Source organism: Nonomuraea sp. B5E05 (assembly GCF_039880665.1).
Classification (GTDB): Bacteria; Actinomycetota; Actinomycetes; order Streptosporangiales; family Streptosporangiaceae; genus Nonomuraea.
On record NZ_JBDPMJ010000005.1, the window covers coordinates 46,083 to 60,645 of the forward strand.

Consider the following 14,563-nt stretch of genomic DNA (forward strand, 5'->3'; position numbering starts at 1 on the left):
GGAGAAGGGTCGGGGAGATGACGACGACAAGACGGCGAAGGGTGGGGATCGCCGGCGCGCTCGTCGGTGCGGCTTCCGCCGGTGTCGCGGCGGCGGCGCTGGCCAAGCGCTATGCGGTCGGCCGCATCAGGCTGCGCCCCGACGACGAGGCCAGCGAGCCGTTCGGCGAGTTGCGGGGCAGGGAGCGCACGCTCGTCACCTCCGACGGCAAGGCGCTGCACGTCGAGATCGACGGGCCGGACGACGCGCCGCTGACCATCGTCTTCTGCCACGGCTACTGCCTCAGCCTGGAGTCCTGGCACTACCAGCGTAAGGATCTGCGGGAAAACTACCGTCTCGTGCTGTGGGATCAGCGCTCCCACGGCCGCTCGCAGCGTGCGGGCTCCGACGACAGCACGATCGACCGGCTTGGCGATGACCTGGCCGAGGTGATCGAGGCCCACGTGCCCGGCCCGTGCGTGCTGGTCGGCCACTCCATGGGCGGCATGACGATCATGGCGCTGGCCGACCGCCGTCCCGAGCTGTTCGGCGAGAGGATCCGCGCGGCCGCGCTCGTCGCGACCTCGGCCGGCAAGCTGGCCGAGATCACCCTCGGCCTGCCCGCGCTGCTGTCCAAGGTCGTGCACAAGATGGCCCCCACCACGGTGTCGATGCTGGGCAAGCGGGGCGCGCTGGTCGACCGCACCCGCCACGCGGGCAGCGACATCGCCTTCCTGATCACCCGCTACATGGGCTTCGGCGACTCCAAGAACGTCAGCCCGACCCTGGTCGACTTCGCCGAGTCGATGATCAGGGCGACGCCGACCGAGGTGGTCGCCGACTTCTACCCCGCGCTGATGAACCACGACAAGCTCTCCGCGCTGCACGTCCTCGACCCGGTGCCCACCGCGATCCTGGTGGGCGACAGCGACTGGCTGACCCCGCCCGAGCACAGCAGGGCCATCGCCGCCGCGCTGCCCAAGGCGCAGCTCACCGAGGTGCCCGACACCTCCCACCTGATCCAGCTGGAGCGCCCGGGCATCGTCAACGACGCGCTGCGCGACCTGGCGAAGAGGGTGGAGCTCTAGTGCGGCTCGCGACCCCTGAGGACATGCGCGCCTACGGCGCCCGCCTGGCCGCGCGGCTGCGCCCCGGAGACCTGCTGGTCCTGTCGGGCCCGCTCGGCGCGGGCAAGACCACGCTCGTGCAGGGCATCGCGGAAGGCCTCAAAGTACGCGGCCCGATCACCTCGCCCACGTTCGTGATCGCCAGAGTGCACCCGTCCCTGCGCCAGGGGCCGCCGCTCGTCCACGTCGACGCCTACCGGCTGGGCGGCGACCTTGAGGTCGACGACCTCGACCTGGACGCCTCGCTGGAGGAGTCGGTCACCGTCGTCGAATGGGGCGAGGGGCTCGTCGAGGGCCTGGCCGACGACCGGCTGGAGATCCACATCGACCGCGAGGCGGGCGACGAGGCCCGCGTCGTGACCCTGCGCGGCGTGGGCGAAAGATGGGCCGACACGCCGTCTGAGCCGCCGGAAGAGTAAAACGGCGGTCATGTTCCGGCAATGCTGGCACCCTTGACGTACCCGGCCGATGATGTAAATCATGATCGTTGACTAGGGTTCGCCCAGAATTTCTGGGTATCAGGAGGGGCGACATCCATCTCTTTGGTGGATGCTGGGGTGTAACACGGCAAAGTGGGGTGCGGCCGGTGCTCAGGGTCAGGCGAGTCGCGTACGCGGGAGCCATCGTCATTCTCGGTCTGACCGGCTGCACAGCCTCGGCCGAGACCGATCCGACAACGACACCCTCGCCCACGGCCAGCGGCACCACCGCCGCCCCGACCGCCAGCGGCAGCCCGAGCGCCACGGCCACCAGGCAGACCATCTCGGTCCAGCTCAACCCCGACCGCGTCACCGCGGGCGAGACGTCCACGGTGTGGATCCTGGCCAACTGCCCGGTCCCGACCGGCGGCCCCGCCCACACCGGCACCGCCACGTCCAAGGCCTTCATCAACGGCGTCACGCTCAACCCGGTCCCCGCGGCGTCGGTGACCCCCACCCCGACGGCCACCCCTGCCAACGGCTCGCCGTGGGTGCGCGGCGAGGCGCAGATCTCCGGGACGGTCCGGCGCGACAGCTACCGCGTCGACGTCAAGTGCGACGGCACCAACGACATGGGCAGGGCCACGCTCAGGGTGGTCGCGGCCGAGCCCGACGACGACCCGACCGGCGTGCCCACCAAGGCGCCCAAGGCAGGCGGCGGCGGCACATACGCGAAGGACGCCGACGACGAGTCGTCCATCCCGCTCGGCCCTGCCGGGGCGTTGATCGCGCTGGCGCTGGCCGCCGGCGTCGGCATTGCGGTCAAGCGCCGTAAGGCATAGACCGTGGCCCGCCCAGGACGGGTGGTGCTCGCGGGCGCCGTGACGGGACTGCTGCTGGTCGCGTTCGGCAACAACCTCAAGACCGGCACCACCCCCGCACAGGCCGTCGTGCCGGAGAGCATCGACATCCCGTCGATCGACGTCGAGGCCCCGCTGATGGAGCTCGACCTGCTGAAGAACGGCGAGATCGAGCTGCCGCCCTACGAGAAGCCGAAGATGGCCGGCTGGTTCACCGGCAGCGCGGTGCCCGGCGAGAAGGGCGCCTCGGTCATCATCGGCCACGTCGACACCAAGACGGCGCCCGCCGTGTTCTACAAGCTCAGGAACTTACGCAAGGGCGAGACCGTCAAGGTCGAACGCAGCGACGGCAAGACCGTGACCTTCCGGGTCGACGGGATCGAGCAGGTGCACAAGGACGACTTCCCCGCCAAGCGCGTCTACGTCGAGGACGGGCTCAAGCTGGTCACCTGCGGCGGCAAGTTCGACTATGCCAAGGGCGAATACCTGGACAACATCATCGTGTACGCGTCCCGGGCCTGAAAAGCGGTTGCGCCCTCCCGGACGATGGAGACATGAGCGTGGACACCATCCCGCCCGCGTCCGGCGCCCGCTTGCCGTGGCACGCCGTGCACCCGCCGGTGCGCGCGGCGGTCGAACGTTTCCTCGGCGGGCGCGTGGCGGAGGCGACGACGCAGCCCGGCGGCTTCTCGCCGGCGGCCGCCGTCCGGCTGCGCACCGAGGGCGGCAGGCGGGCGTTCGTCAAGGCCGTCGGCCCCGAGCCGAACGCCGACAGCGTTCGTATGTACCAGAACGAGCTCAAGATCGCGGCAGCGCTGCCCGCGTCCGTGCCCGCCCCCCGCCTGCTCACGGGTTTCGAGCTGGACGGCTGGGTGACGCTGGTCTTCGAGGACGTCGAGGGCGCGCAGCCCGAGCTGCCGTGGCGGCGCGACCAGCTCGACCGGGTGCTGGCCGCCCTCGACGAGATGTCGGCCGCGCTCACTCCCTCACCGATCGACGTGCCGCGGATGGGCGAGACGCGCGGTTCGTCGTTCGGCGGCTGGGGCAGGCTGCTCGACGAGGACACCACCGGCCTCGACCCGTGGGTGCTGCGCCACCTCGATGAGCTGGCCGGGCTGGAGTCGGGCTGGGCCGCGGCCGCGGCGGGAGACACCCTGGTCCACGCCGACGTGCGGGCCGACAACATCCTGCTCACCGACGATCGTGTCTACTTCGTCGACTGGCCGTGGGCCTGCCTGGGCGCGCCCTGGGTCGACCGGGTCTACCTGCTGCCGTCGGTCGGCATGCAGGGCGGGCCGCCGCCGTACGAGCTGTGCACCGACCCCGATCCCGCCGTGACCGCGACGGTCGCGGCCATGGCCGGCTATTTCGTCCACCACGGCCGCCTGCCCGACCCGCCGGGACTTCCCACGGTCAGGGCGTTCCAGCGGGCGCAGGGCGTGGTGGCGCTCGACTGGCTGCGGCGGCGTACGGGCTGGGCCTGACACGTCCCGCACCGGCTTGTCGCCGGGCGTACCGGTAACGGCCGGGAGAGACCCTGACGGCGGGTACGCTAAACAGTCGTGCTGGTCCTGGCCTTTGATACCGCGACACCTGCCGTCACCGCCGCCCTCCACGACGGGGAGCGGGTGCTCGCCGAGTCGACGACGATCGACGCACGGCGCCACGGCGAGTTGCTCGCCCCCACCATCGAGCGTGTCCTGGCCGAGTCGGGGGCGTCGCTGCGCGACGTCACGGCCGTCGTGGCGGGCAGTGGCCCCGGGCCCTACACCGGGCTGCGTGTCGGCCTGATGACCGCGCAGGGGTTGTCCACGACGCTTGGAGTGCCCTCCTACGGCGTGTGCACGCTCGACGCGGTCGCGTTCGGCAGCGGCCTGGCCGAGCCGTTCCTGGTGGCCACCGACGCGCGGCGCAAAGAAGTGTTCTGGGGGCGTTATGCCGACATGCGCACTCGGGTCGAAGGGCCGTTCGTCAACCGGCCCGCGGAGGTGCCGGTTGACGGGCTGCCGGTCGTGGGGGCGGGTGCTGCGCTATATCCCGAAATTTTGGGAAGCGGGAGCGGCGTGCCTCCATACCCCAGTGCGGGGGCGCTGGCCGCGCTCGCGGCCGGGCGGCTCGCCGAGGGCGCCCCGCTCGATCCGCCCCGCCCGATCTACCTGCGCAGGCCCGACGCCGTGGTGCCGGGCGCGCCGAAGAGGGTGACGGCGTGAAGCTCAGGCCGATGACCGAGGCCGACCTGCCGGCGGTCATGGCGATCGAGCAGGCCACCTTCCCGCTCGACGCGTGGAGCGAGGGCATGATGCGCGGCGAGCTGGCCGACATGCCGCGCACGCGCCACTACGTGGTGGCCCTGGTCGACAGCGAGATCGTCGCCTACGCCGGGCTCGCCGCCGCGGCCGACCAGGCCGACGTCCAGACCATCGCCGTGCTGGAGAAACACCAGGGCACCGGCATCGGCAGCGCGATGCTCACCGAGTTGCTGGCCGAGGCCCAGCGCAGGGGAGCGCGGGAGATCTTCCTGGAAGTACGCGCCGACAACGCGCGCGCGCAGATGGTCTACCGGCATTTCGGGTTCGAGGAGATCGGCACCCGCCGCCGCTACTACGACGACGGCACCGACGCGATCATGATGAGAAGGAAGCTCGATGGCTGACGAACCGCTGGTCCTGGGGATCGAGACCTCCTGCGACGAGACCGGCATCGGCATCGTCAGGGGTCACACGCTGCTGGCCAACACCATCGCCTCCAGCATGGAGGAGCACGCCAGGTTCGGTGGCGTGGTGCCCGAGGTCGCCTCGCGCGCCCATCTGGAGGCCATGACGCCGACCGTGGAGGCCGCCCTGGCCGAGGCCGGGCTGACGTTCTCCGACATCGACGCCGTCGCCGTGACCGCGGGCCCAGGGCTCGCCGGCGCGCTGCTGGTCGGGGTGGCCGCGGCCAAGTCCTACGCGCTCGGCCTCGGCGTGCCCCTCTACGGCGTCAACCACCTGGCCGCCCATGTCGCCGTCGACCAGCTGGAACACGGGCCGCTGCCCAAGCCGTGCGTCGCCATGCTGGTCTCGGGCGGCCACTCGTCGCTGCTGCTCGTGCCCGACGTCGCCGAAGACGTGATCTCGCTCGGCTCCACCGTGGACGACGCGGCCGGTGAGGCGTTCGACAAGGTGGCGCGGGTGCTGGGGCTGCCCTTCCCCGGCGGACCGTACATCGACAGGGCCGCGCGCGAGGGCTCCGGCGAGGCGATCGCGTTCCCGCGCGGCAAGATCGACGACGGCACGCTCGACTTCTCCTTCTCCGGGCTCAAAACGGCCGTGGCACGCTGGGTCGAGGCCCGCGAGGCGTCAGGGCAGGCCGTGCACGTGCCCGACGTCGCCGCCTCGTTCCAGGAGGCCGTGGTCGACGTGCTGACCCGCAAGGCGCTGCAGGCGTGCAGGAAATACGGGGTGGACGATCTGCTGATCGGCGGCGGTGTGGCGGCCAACTCCCGGCTGCGCACGCTGGCGCAGGAGCGCTGCGAGGCGGCCGGAGTGCGCCTGCGGGTGCCGCGGCCCGGGTTGTGCACCGACAACGGCGCCATGGTCGCCGCCCTGGGTTCCGATCTGGTAGCGGCCGGCGTCACCCCCTCGACCCTGGAGATCCCGGCCGACTCCTCGCTCCCGATCACGACGGTCCACGTGTAGGGCGCGGGCAGGCCGGCGCGTGCCCGCGCGAGCGGTCAGTCTTTCGACCTGGTCGGGCGGAGCAGGGCCTCGGCCAGCGCCAGCATGGTCTCCTCCAGGGCGCCGAGACGCTTGTTGAGGTCTTCGGCGGCGGGCTGGACGATGCCGGTGACCGTCTCGGCCAGCTCGTCGCGGTCGGGACGTGTCCTGACCAGCTCGGTGAGCGCGGTGGCGGCGGTGGCCAGCCGCTCGGCCTGGTCGCCGGTCTGCGAGCGGATCAGCTCGCCGACCCGCTCGGGGATGGCCAGGGCGGCGGGCAGCTGGCCGACGCGCTGGTTGACCGACTCGATGCGGTCGTCGACGGACTCCAGGTGCTCCCTGGCCTGCTCGGCGCGGGTGGCCAGGCCGTTGACGTGGGTGTCGAGGACGTTGAAGCGGCTGTCGAGCCCTCCGAGGTGGCCGTCGATGGCGTCGAAGCGGCTGCTCAGGTGCTCTTCGGCCTCGCCGAGGCGCTCGTCGATGGCGTCCATCTGGCCGTCGAGACGGTTGAAGCGGCCCTCGGTGCGGGTGGTGCTCTCGCCCACGCGCTGCTCGGTGGCGGCCATGCGCTCGTCGAGCGCGGTGAAGCGGGCGTCGACGCGTACGTCGAGCGCGTCGAAGCGGTCGTCGTGGCGGCCCAGGTGGCCGTCGAGGATGCCCAGGCGCTTGTCGACCGCGCCGAGCTGGCCGTCCATCGACGCGAGACGCTTGTCAACGCCGCCCACCCGGGTGTCGAGGCCGTCGATCCTGGTGTCGATGTCGGCCAGGCACTCGTCGGCGGACTCCAGCCGGCCGCCGAAGTCGGCGACCCTGGTGTCGAGGCCGGTGAGCGCGCTTTCCGCCCGGTCGAGCCGGGCGTCCACGCCGCCGAGCCGGGCGGTCAGGCGCTGCTCGCTCTCGCCGAGCTGGACGGCCAGGTGGCGGTCGGTCTCGTCGAGCCTGGCGGTGAGCCGCTGCTCGACGTCGGAGAGGCGGCCGGTGAGCTGGTCGTCGGCCTCCTTGAGCCGGATGGCGAGCCGCTCGTCGGCCTCGACGAGGCTCCTGGCCAGCCGCTGGTCGGTCTCGTCGAGCCGGGCGGTCAGGCGCCGGTCGGTGCCCTCCAGGCGCACGGTGAGCCGCTCGTCGGTCTCGTCGAGCCGGGTCGTGAGGTGCTGGCCCGCCTCGTCGAGCCGGGCGGTGAGGCGCTGGTCGGTCTCGTCGAGGCGGGCCGCCATGCGCTGCTCGGCGGCGTCGAGGCGGGCCCGCGTCTGCTCGGCCGAGTCGGCGATGCCCTCGGACAGATCGCTGATCACGCCCTCGACGCGGTCGGTGCGGGTGGCCAGGTCGGCCATCGACCGGTCGAGCCTGGTGAAGCGGCCGGCGGCGGCCTCCATGCTGGAGCTGAGCGTGGTCAGCCTGGCGGTGAAGTCGGACATGCCCTTGGTGATGCCGTCGGCGGTGTCGAGCACCGCCTGCAGGCGGTTGAGCGCCTCGTCGACGCCCTCGCCGACGGCGCCGACGCCGGCCTGCAGGCTGGGCAGCTCGGACACCGGGGCGACGCGGGCGTCCACGCCGCTCACCCGCTCGCCGACGGCGTCGACGTGGTCGCGGACCGCCTCCACGTGCTGCGCCAGGCCCTCGGCCCACATCGGCGGCTTGGCGGTGATGTCGTCCAGCCGTCCGTTGACCGCCTCAAGGGTGCCGCTCAGGCCGCCGAGCTCGCGCTCGCGCACCTCGCGCAGGAGCCACTCCATGCCTTCGAGCCGCTGGCGGATCTCGTCGAGCATGGCGCCCTGCGTGCGCTGCTCGTAGACGTGATCCTGGGAGGCGCGCTGCAGTAGGTCTCGCATTCTCTCTGAAATGGCCAGATGGCCGCCTGCCTGGAGAAGGGTGGTGTGGTTGGAATGATCCACCGAAAGCTCCTTCGCTCGCCGACGGTCTGCCGCGCAGCGGTGGGGTAGGTCAGGTTTGCAGATGAAAGAGCGAGAACACGGTTAACCGCACTGGGGAGAACTCCCGCCCGCCCACCTTAGCCTTTTGATCAAGGTCCGTCAGCGCCGAATGGAAAGATCGATCGAAACCGAAGAATGCCCGAGATGCCAGCTCAGCGGGGTGATGGCGGATTGCAGATGATGACCGATGGTTTATCAAGAATACGGGTCAGGATGACGACGGCTGTTCTGTCCCCGTTGAGTCGCAAATCGCTGCGCAGGCGTTCGATGTCGACGGCTGAGGCGCGCTTCTTGATAGTGACATTTCCGATTTTCCGCTCTCGGAGTGCGGCGCGTAGTTTCTTCAGCGAGAACGGGAGTACGTCGTCTATCTCGTATCTCGTGGCCCATGGGGTGTCCACGGGGTCGTCGCCCGTGATGTACGCGATCATCGGATCGAGCAGGCGGCCGCCGACGATCTCGGCCACCTCGCCCACGAGGTGCGCGCGGATGGCGGCGCCGTCGGGCTCGTAGACGTACCGGCCCGGCGGGCCCGTGGCGGCCTGGACGCCCGTGGCGGTGAGGGTGTGGCCGCCGGGCAGCAGGGTGGCCCGCCGGTCCGCCTTCCGGTCGGCCCCGGTCCAGAGCGTCGCCTCCTTGACCTCGCCCTTGAAGGACACCCACTCGGCCTCGGCCCCTTCGGGGATGAACGTGTAGGGGATGCCGGGGGCGACCTTGAGACAGGCCGTACGGGCCCTGGAGACGAGGTCGAGCACAACGGGCCAGGGCGGCGAGTAGGCCATGGGGTCGAACGTGCGGCCCCTGCTCGTACGCCGTGCCGGGTCGGCGAAGAGCACGTCGTAGCGCTCCGGCTCGACGCCGGCCGCGTCGGCCACGCGCACCGTCACCCGGTCGTCCAGCCCGAACGCCTCGGCGTTGGCCCTGGCCACGGCGGCGGTCAGCGGGTCGGTGTCGACGGCCTCCACGGTGCAGCCCGCGCGGGCCAGCGCCAGCAGGTCGCCGCCGATGCCGCAGCACGCGTCCACGACCCTGGGCCCGGGGCCGCCGGCGGCCACCAGGCGGGCGGCGCGGTGCCCGGCGACCTCCGTCCGGGTGGCCTGCTCCAGGCCGTGCGGCGTGAAGTACATCAGCCGGGCGTCCTCGCCGAACTTGGCCGTGGCACGCTCCCTGAGCCCCGCCTGGGTGAGCGCCGCCGAGGTGAGCGCCGCGTCGTACGTCCTGCGCAGCCTCGTGGCGGCGGCCACCGGGTCGGCGCCGGCGAGCTCGCCGGCCTCCGCGAGCGCCCGCCGCCCGCGCGGGGTCAGCAGCTCGTTGAAGGCGTCGAGGTCCACGTCACACGACGTTAGCGGCACCGGGGACGCACTCGACCCGCGCGGCGCGGGGACGCGGCCGGATCGGTGGGGCGCGGGGGTAGCGTGGAACGGCGGGCCGGTCGCGTACCAGAAGATGCCGGGCTGTCAGGACGGCGCGACACGCGCTCGTGAATCTCGCGGCAGAAGGATCTTTACGAACCCCTGCATGACCGGCCATTACGCTGATAGAGCCCTGTTGCCGGCACTCTGATCGCTCTCAGCAGACGCGTTCGTGTTGACTGTCAAGCCCCTCTTGCATATGTTTCCTGTTGGCACTCTCCCCTTGAGAGTGCCAACGTGCGACGAGGCAGGTCTGACACCCGCGACGGCAGGCCCAGCTGGTCGCCTCTTCTAGATCATTCAAATCTGAAGGGGAGGTCCGATCGTGACGACCGCCACCAAGGTTCCCGTTAAGCCGCTCGGCGACCGCATTGTGGTTCAGCCGCTTGAGGCCGAGCAGACCACCGCTTCCGGCCTGGTCATCCCGGACACCGCCAAGGAGAAGCCGCAGGAGGGCAAGGTCCTCGCGGTGGGCCCCGGCAACTGGGACGAGGACGGCGACAAGCGGATTCCGCTCGACGTCTCCGAGGGCGACATCGTCCTCTACAGCAAGTACGGCGGCACCGAGGTCAAGTACGGCGGCGAGGAGTACCTCGTGCTCTCCGCCCGCGACGTTCTCGCGATCATCGAGAAGTAAGCCGGTGCGTCGAGCCCCGGGCGCTCCAAGGGGCGACCGGGGCTTTCGACGCTAGGAGAGGACTTTCAGCTATGGCGAAGATCCTGGAGTTCGACGAGGACGCCCGCCGCGCGCTTGAGCGTGGCGTGAACGCCCTCGCGGACGCCGTGAAGGTGACCCTTGGCCCGCGTGGCCGCAACGTCGTCATCGACAAGAAGTTCGGTGCGCCGACGATCACGAACGACGGTGTGACCATCGCTCGTGAGATCGAGCTGGACGAGCGCTACGAAAACCTCGGCGCCCAGCTCGCCAAGGAAGTTGCCACCAAGACCAACGACATCGCCGGTGACGGCACCACCACCGCGACGGTGCTGGCCCAGGCGATGGTCCGCGAAGGCCTGCGCAACGTGGCCGCCGGTGCCTCGCCGCTGTCGCTCAAGCGCGGCATCGACAAGGCCGCCAAGGAGATCAGCGACAAGCTGCTCGCCAGCGCCCGGCCGGTCGAGGACAAGAAGGAGATCGCCAACGTTGCGACGATCTCCGCCCAGGACGCGCAGATCGGCGACCTGATCGCCGAGGCGTTCGACAAGGTGGGCAAGGACGGTGTGCTCACCGTCGAAGAGTCCAACGCCATGGGCATGGAGCTCGAGTTCACCGAGGGCATGCAGTTCGACAAGGGCTACCTGTCGGCCTACATGGTGACCGACCCCGAGCGTATGGAGTCCGTCCTCGAGGACGCCTACATCCTGCTCACCCAGGGCAAGATCGCCTCCATCGCGGACTTCCTGCCGCTGCTGGAGAAGATCGCCCAGACGAAGAAGCCGCTGCTCGTGGTCGCCGAGGACGTCGAGGGCGAGGCCCTGGCCGTCCTGGTGACCAACAAGATCCGCGGCACCTTCACCTCCGTGGCCGTCAAGGCCCCGGGCTTCGGTGACCGCCGCAAGGCGATGCTGCAGGACATGGCCATCCTCACCGGCGGCCAGGTCGTCAGCGAGGAGGTCGGCCTCAAGCTGGAGCACGTCGGTCTCGAGGTGCTCGGCCAGGCCCGCCGCGTCGTGGTGACGAAGGACAACACCACCATCGTCGACGGCGCCGGTGACGCGCAGGCCATCGAGGACCGCGTCAAGGAGATCAAGATTGCCATCGAGCAGTCCGACTCCGACTGGGACCGCGAGAAGCTGCAGGAGCGCCTGGCCAAGCTCGCCGGCGGTGTGTGCGTGCTGCGTGTCGGCGCCGCCACCGAGGTCGAGCTCAAGGAGAAGAAGCACCGCCTCGAGGACGCGATCTCCGCGACGCGCGCCGCGATCGAGGAGGGCATCGTCTCCGGCGGCGGCACCGCGCTGATCCACGTCGCCAAGGGCCTCGACGACCTCGAGCTGTCCGGCGACGAGGCCACCGGCGTCGGCATCGTGCGCCGCGCGCTGGTCGAGCCGGCTCGCTGGATCGCCGAGAACGCCGGTCTCGAGGGTTACGTGGTCACCCACAAGATCGCCGAGCTGGAGGCCGGTCACGGCCTCAACGCCGCGACCGGCGAATACGGCGACATGATCGCGCAGGGCGTCATCGACCCGGTCAAGGTCACCCGGTCGGCGGTGCAGAACGCCGCTTCGATCGCGGGCATGCTGCTCACGACCGAGGCGCTCGTGGTGGAAAAGCCCGAGGAGGAGGCCCCGGCCGACGGCCAGGGTCACGGTCACGGCCACGGCCACTGACCGCTTCTCCCGCTTCGCGTCACGGCCCGCATTCCTCCGGGGGTGCGGGCCGTTCGCGTTCGCCGCGCTCCCGGCGGGTCCCGGGGACGACGCCCTCCGGGCACCGGCTAGCTCTGCGTTGACGCGGTCAACGGCGTGGACTCCACTGCTCAGGCGTCGCCGTCGTCTCCGCTGAGGGCTCGCGGTGCGGGAGGGCGCAGGGTTCTGGGGAGAAGTGGGGGAAAAGGTGGAATATTGCAGTAAACCGGTAGAGGGTGATATGCGTCGGCGGTCTGACAAATGTCGTGCATTCCCGGTTATGGGATGAAACATTATGTCAGCCGTTTCGCCGTAGTGTGCCCATTTGATTACCGATAGTTATCGTCGCTTCAATGTGACCAATCCGTAGCCGTTCGCCATGACGACAGGCCGGATCAGTGCGGGCATCATGCCTATCGTGAGCGAGGGAAGCGTCGCCGACGCCAAAATTGGGGTAAGGCTCGCGTCGAGACTTCCGGCACGGACGGATGACTCCGACCTTAGGGAACTGACGAGCCTCGCCGTGCAGGGAGATCGCAGTGCGATCGAATCTCTGCTCGGCGAGTTGCGTCCGATGGTGGTGCGGTATTGCCGTGCCAGGCTGGGCAGGGTTTCTGGGCAATATCACATTGCCGATGACGTCGCCCAGGAGGTGTGCATCGCGGTCCTGTCCGCGCTGCCGCGCTACCGCGACATGGGGCGGCCGTTCGCCTCCTTCGTGTTCGGGATCGCCTCGCACAAAGTGGCCGACGCGCTGCGGAGCTCCGTGCGCTCGGCCGTTCCGACCCAGGACCTGCCCGACGGGCCCGACGACGGGCCTGGGCCCGAGGAGACGGTGGTCCGCTACATCGAGGTGGAGCACGCGCGCAGGCTGCTGGCCAGGCTGCCGGAGAACCAGCGGGAGTTGTTGCTGCTGCGGGTGGTGTCGGGGCTTTCGGCGGAGGAGACCGGTAATGTACTCGGCATGTCACCGGGTGCGGTCCGCGTCGCCCAGCATCGGGCGCTGGCCAGGTTGCGGCAGATGGCCGAGCTGGAGTCGGCTTGACCCCAGAGCACGAGACCGATGCGCTGCTCGACGCGCTCGGTCGTGGAGAGATGCCCGACTCAGGCGATCCGGCCGCACGGTTGCTGGCCGTGCTGCTCGACGACGTGGATCAGCGGCGCTCCTCCGTGTCGATGACGCCATCGACATAGCCTCTGGCGTATTCCCAGCTGACGTAGTCGGCCGGGTCAGGGTGAAAGGCCGGCTCGTGGACCTGCGGCTGGCCTTTCTCGATCATCTGTCGCAGGTTGCCGCGCAGCAGCTCCCAGTCGAAGAAGTGCTGCTCGCCGCATTCGGGGCAGTCGAGCACGAGGCCCAGCACTCCCTGCGGTTCGAGCAGGGAGCGGAAGACCTCGACGTCGGCGAGGTCGGTGATGGCCTCGTCGCGTTCGGCCGCGGTGAGTGGCTCGGCGTCGTCTAGGGCGCCCATCGCCGAGGAAGGGTCGTTAGGGTCGTCCGCGAACGGGTCGCGGGGGACGTCTTCCAGCACCTTCCCACCATATGACCGATGCGGCCCGAGCGGTGGACATTACCTCAGCCATCCGCGCCTGGCGGCTTCCACGCCTGCCTGGAATCGTGATTGGGCGCCCAGTTCGGCCATGGCGCCGGCGAACCTGGCGCGTACCGTCCTGACCGAGACTCCGAGCTGGCGGGCTATCGACTCGTCGCACAGGCCCTGGGCGGCCAGGCGCAGCACCTGCGCCATCCCGTCGATCCCGCGCCCCCACGGCAGGGGCGTGGCGCGGCTCCACAACTCGTTGAAGAGCGCGCGGAGCGTGCCCACCACGATCGGCGTGCGCACGAGATAGAAGTGGTAGGCGTGGTCGGGCAGGTTGCCGCCCCAGAACGCGGGCAGGCCGGCCACGTCGGCGCCGGCGGCCATGAACCAGCTCGGCACACGATCCAGCGTGCGCACGTTGCCGCCGGCTTCCACCAGGCGGGTCAGCAGATCGCGTACGCCCGGGAGTGTCAGGGCGGAAACCGGCAAGATCGCATGAACGGCAAGAAGATTTCGTTGCTGCGCATCAATCCATGGATCCGCAAATTTACGAGCAAAATCGCTCATTGTGCGTTCATCCGGGATTGCTGTGTGCAATTCCAGCGGCGGTGACTGCACGGCCATGCCGACCACACTCTCGAACAGGACGTCGGCCCCGTTCAACATCTCCACAGTGAAAGGCCCGCTCTGATAGTCGCGGCCGGCGTCGTAGTCGTGGATCAAACCCCGGATGGAAGCGAGCGCCGAATCGATCATCCGGCTCTCCTCGGCCAGCCGGTCGAGCCGCTCGGCGATCACCCGCCCGAGCGCCGCCGCGGGGTGGCGGGCCAGGTATTCGCCCGACCGTTCGTCCACCACGCCCAGCTTGACCAGGTCGTCGAGCTGGCGGGTGACCTTCTCGACGGGGCCGTCGATGGCCTGCGCGAGGTCGGTGCGGGTGGCTCTGTGCAGGCGCAACACCGTCGAGTAGAGAGCCCTCTGGGCAGGGTCGAGGCCCAGCGTCTCATAGGGATCTGACGCGGCTCTGGACTCGTTGCGCATCGTGGGCGGCTCCGTAGGGGGGACACGGGCGTGCCGCGAGAATAACGCCGCATTGCGCCCGTGTCCGCTCGTTCCGCCGACTGGCCGGGGGAGGCGTGCAACTTCGTGCAATTGCACGTTTTCACCTTGCGATGTGCCGGTGAGTGACCCAGGCTTTACCTAGCGTCGGCATCCCGAAGCAGGCGTGGCTGCGCCGCCCATCAGGACGCGGA

At 70.0% G+C, this 14,563-nt stretch carries 15 protein-coding genes; 11 read left to right on the forward strand and 4 right to left on the reverse strand.

Features of this window, described 5'->3' with window-relative positions; translation table 11 throughout:
• Positions 1 to 17 precede the first annotated feature (17 nt).
• The 8 genes from ABGB01_RS11240 (at position 18) to tsaD (ending at position 6,062) form a co-directional block, all read left to right on the forward strand.
• Positions 18 to 1,067, forward strand: a complete 1,050-nt coding sequence (locus ABGB01_RS11240) for an alpha/beta hydrolase (protein WP_347772993.1) — start codon at positions 18 to 20, stop codon at positions 1,065 to 1,067.
• Entirely contained in the window at positions 1,067 to 1,525 is a 459-nt protein-coding gene (gene tsaE / locus ABGB01_RS11245) for a tRNA (adenosine(37)-N6)-threonylcarbamoyltransferase complex ATPase subunit type 1 TsaE (protein WP_347772995.1), read from the forward strand. Before ABGB01_RS11240 ends, tsaE begins: the two co-directional genes overlap by 1 nt.
• Positions 1,526 to 1,692: 167 nt before the next feature.
• The gene (locus tag ABGB01_RS11250; RefSeq protein WP_347772997.1) at positions 1,693 to 2,367 is read left to right on the forward strand and encodes a hypothetical protein; all 675 of its coding nucleotides are present in this window, start codon (positions 1,693 to 1,695) and stop codon (positions 2,365 to 2,367) included.
• Between the two features lie 3 nt (positions 2,368 to 2,370).
• The gene (locus ABGB01_RS11255; RefSeq protein ID WP_347772999.1) at positions 2,371 to 2,907 is read left to right on the forward strand and encodes a class F sortase; all 537 of its coding nucleotides are present in this window, start codon (positions 2,371 to 2,373) and stop codon (positions 2,905 to 2,907) included.
• Positions 2,908 to 2,939: 32 nt separating this feature from the next.
• Positions 2,940 to 3,869: an aminoglycoside phosphotransferase family protein gene (locus ABGB01_RS11260; RefSeq protein ID WP_347773000.1), complete on the forward strand. Its 930-nt coding sequence runs from the start codon at positions 2,940 to 2,942 to the stop codon at positions 3,867 to 3,869.
• Positions 3,870 to 3,947: 78 nt separating this feature from the next.
• A complete protein-coding gene (gene tsaB, locus ABGB01_RS11265; protein ID WP_347773002.1) occupies positions 3,948 to 4,595 on the forward strand; it encodes a tRNA (adenosine(37)-N6)-threonylcarbamoyltransferase complex dimerization subunit type 1 TsaB in 648 nt (215 codons plus the stop codon).
• Between the two features lie 11 nt (positions 4,596 to 4,606).
• Entirely contained in the window at positions 4,607 to 5,038 is a 432-nt protein-coding gene (rimI, locus tag ABGB01_RS11270) for a ribosomal protein S18-alanine N-acetyltransferase (RefSeq protein WP_347773505.1), read from the forward strand.
• Complete coding sequence (gene tsaD, locus ABGB01_RS11275; protein WP_347773004.1) at positions 5,031 to 6,062, forward strand: tRNA (adenosine(37)-N6)-threonylcarbamoyltransferase complex transferase subunit TsaD; 1,032 nt, start codon at positions 5,031 to 5,033, stop codon at positions 6,060 to 6,062. The genes rimI and tsaD overlap by 8 nt, the downstream gene beginning before the upstream one ends.
• A 35-nt stretch (positions 6,063 to 6,097) precedes the next feature.
• On the opposite strand, the gene ABGB01_RS11280 is transcribed toward tsaD, so the two are convergent.
• Positions 6,098 to 7,909 carry a hypothetical protein gene (locus ABGB01_RS11280; RefSeq protein ID WP_347773006.1) on the reverse strand — a complete coding sequence of 604 codons (1,812 nt, stop codon included), beginning with the start codon at positions 7,907 to 7,909 and terminating at the stop codon, positions 6,098 to 6,100.
• A gap of 254 nt (positions 7,910 to 8,163) precedes the next feature.
• On the reverse strand, positions 8,164 to 9,342 hold the full coding sequence (locus tag ABGB01_RS11285) for a class I SAM-dependent methyltransferase (RefSeq protein ID WP_347773008.1): 1,179 nt from the start codon (positions 9,340 to 9,342) through the stop codon (positions 8,164 to 8,166).
• A 403-nt stretch (positions 9,343 to 9,745) separates the two neighbouring features.
• Between ABGB01_RS11285 and groES the strand changes: the two genes are divergently transcribed.
• From groES to ABGB01_RS11300, 3 genes are all read left to right on the forward strand, one after another.
• Positions 9,746 to 10,060: a co-chaperone GroES gene (groES, locus tag ABGB01_RS11290; protein ID WP_197093639.1), complete on the forward strand. Its 315-nt coding sequence runs from the start codon at positions 9,746 to 9,748 to the stop codon at positions 10,058 to 10,060.
• Between the two features lie 71 nt (positions 10,061 to 10,131).
• Positions 10,132 to 11,751, forward strand: a complete 1,620-nt coding sequence (gene groL / locus ABGB01_RS11295) for a chaperonin GroEL (protein ID WP_347773010.1) — start codon at positions 10,132 to 10,134, stop codon at positions 11,749 to 11,751.
• Positions 11,752 to 12,178: 427 nt separating this feature from the next.
• Positions 12,179 to 12,814, forward strand: a complete 636-nt coding sequence (locus ABGB01_RS11300) for a sigma-70 family RNA polymerase sigma factor (protein ID WP_132334441.1) — start codon at positions 12,179 to 12,181, stop codon at positions 12,812 to 12,814.
• A 109-nt stretch (positions 12,815 to 12,923) separates the two neighbouring features.
• On the opposite strand, the gene ABGB01_RS11305 is transcribed toward ABGB01_RS11300, so the two are convergent.
• Positions 12,924 to 13,301: a DUF5319 domain-containing protein gene (locus tag ABGB01_RS11305; RefSeq protein WP_090930411.1), complete on the reverse strand. Its 378-nt coding sequence runs from the start codon at positions 13,299 to 13,301 to the stop codon at positions 12,924 to 12,926.
• Positions 13,302 to 13,340: 39 nt separating this feature from the next.
• Positions 13,341 to 14,351, reverse strand: coding sequence for a helix-turn-helix transcriptional regulator (locus tag ABGB01_RS11310; RefSeq protein ID WP_347773013.1), 1,011 nt, complete (start codon positions 14,349 to 14,351; stop codon positions 13,341 to 13,343).
• Positions 14,352 to 14,563: the final 212 nt, after the last annotated feature.

What these genes read in the sequence shown, in the direction of transcription:
- ABGB01_RS11310 (WP_347773013.1), bottom strand. Translation starts at nt 14,351, where the DNA reads ATGCGCAACGAGTCCAGAGCCGCGTCAGATCCCTATGAGACGCTGGGC.
- ABGB01_RS11300 (WP_132334441.1), top strand. Translation starts at nt 12,179, where the DNA reads ATGCCTATCGTGAGCGAGGGAAGCGTCGCCGACGCCAAAATTGGGGTA.
- groL (WP_347773010.1), top strand. Translation starts at nt 10,132, where the DNA reads ATGGCGAAGATCCTGGAGTTCGACGAGGACGCCCGCCGCGCGCTTGAG.
- tsaD (WP_347773004.1), top strand. Translation starts at nt 5,031, where the DNA reads ATGGCTGACGAACCGCTGGTCCTGGGGATCGAGACCTCCTGCGACGAG.
- ABGB01_RS11260 (WP_347773000.1), top strand. Translation starts at nt 2,940, where the DNA reads ATGAGCGTGGACACCATCCCGCCCGCGTCCGGCGCCCGCTTGCCGTGG.
- rimI (WP_347773505.1), top strand. Translation starts at nt 4,607, where the DNA reads ATGACCGAGGCCGACCTGCCGGCGGTCATGGCGATCGAGCAGGCCACC.
- ABGB01_RS11280 (WP_347773006.1), bottom strand. Translation starts at nt 7,909, where the DNA reads ATGCGAGACCTACTGCAGCGCGCCTCCCAGGATCACGTCTACGAGCAG.
- ABGB01_RS11240 (WP_347772993.1), top strand. Translation starts at nt 18, where the DNA reads ATGACGACGACAAGACGGCGAAGGGTGGGGATCGCCGGCGCGCTCGTC.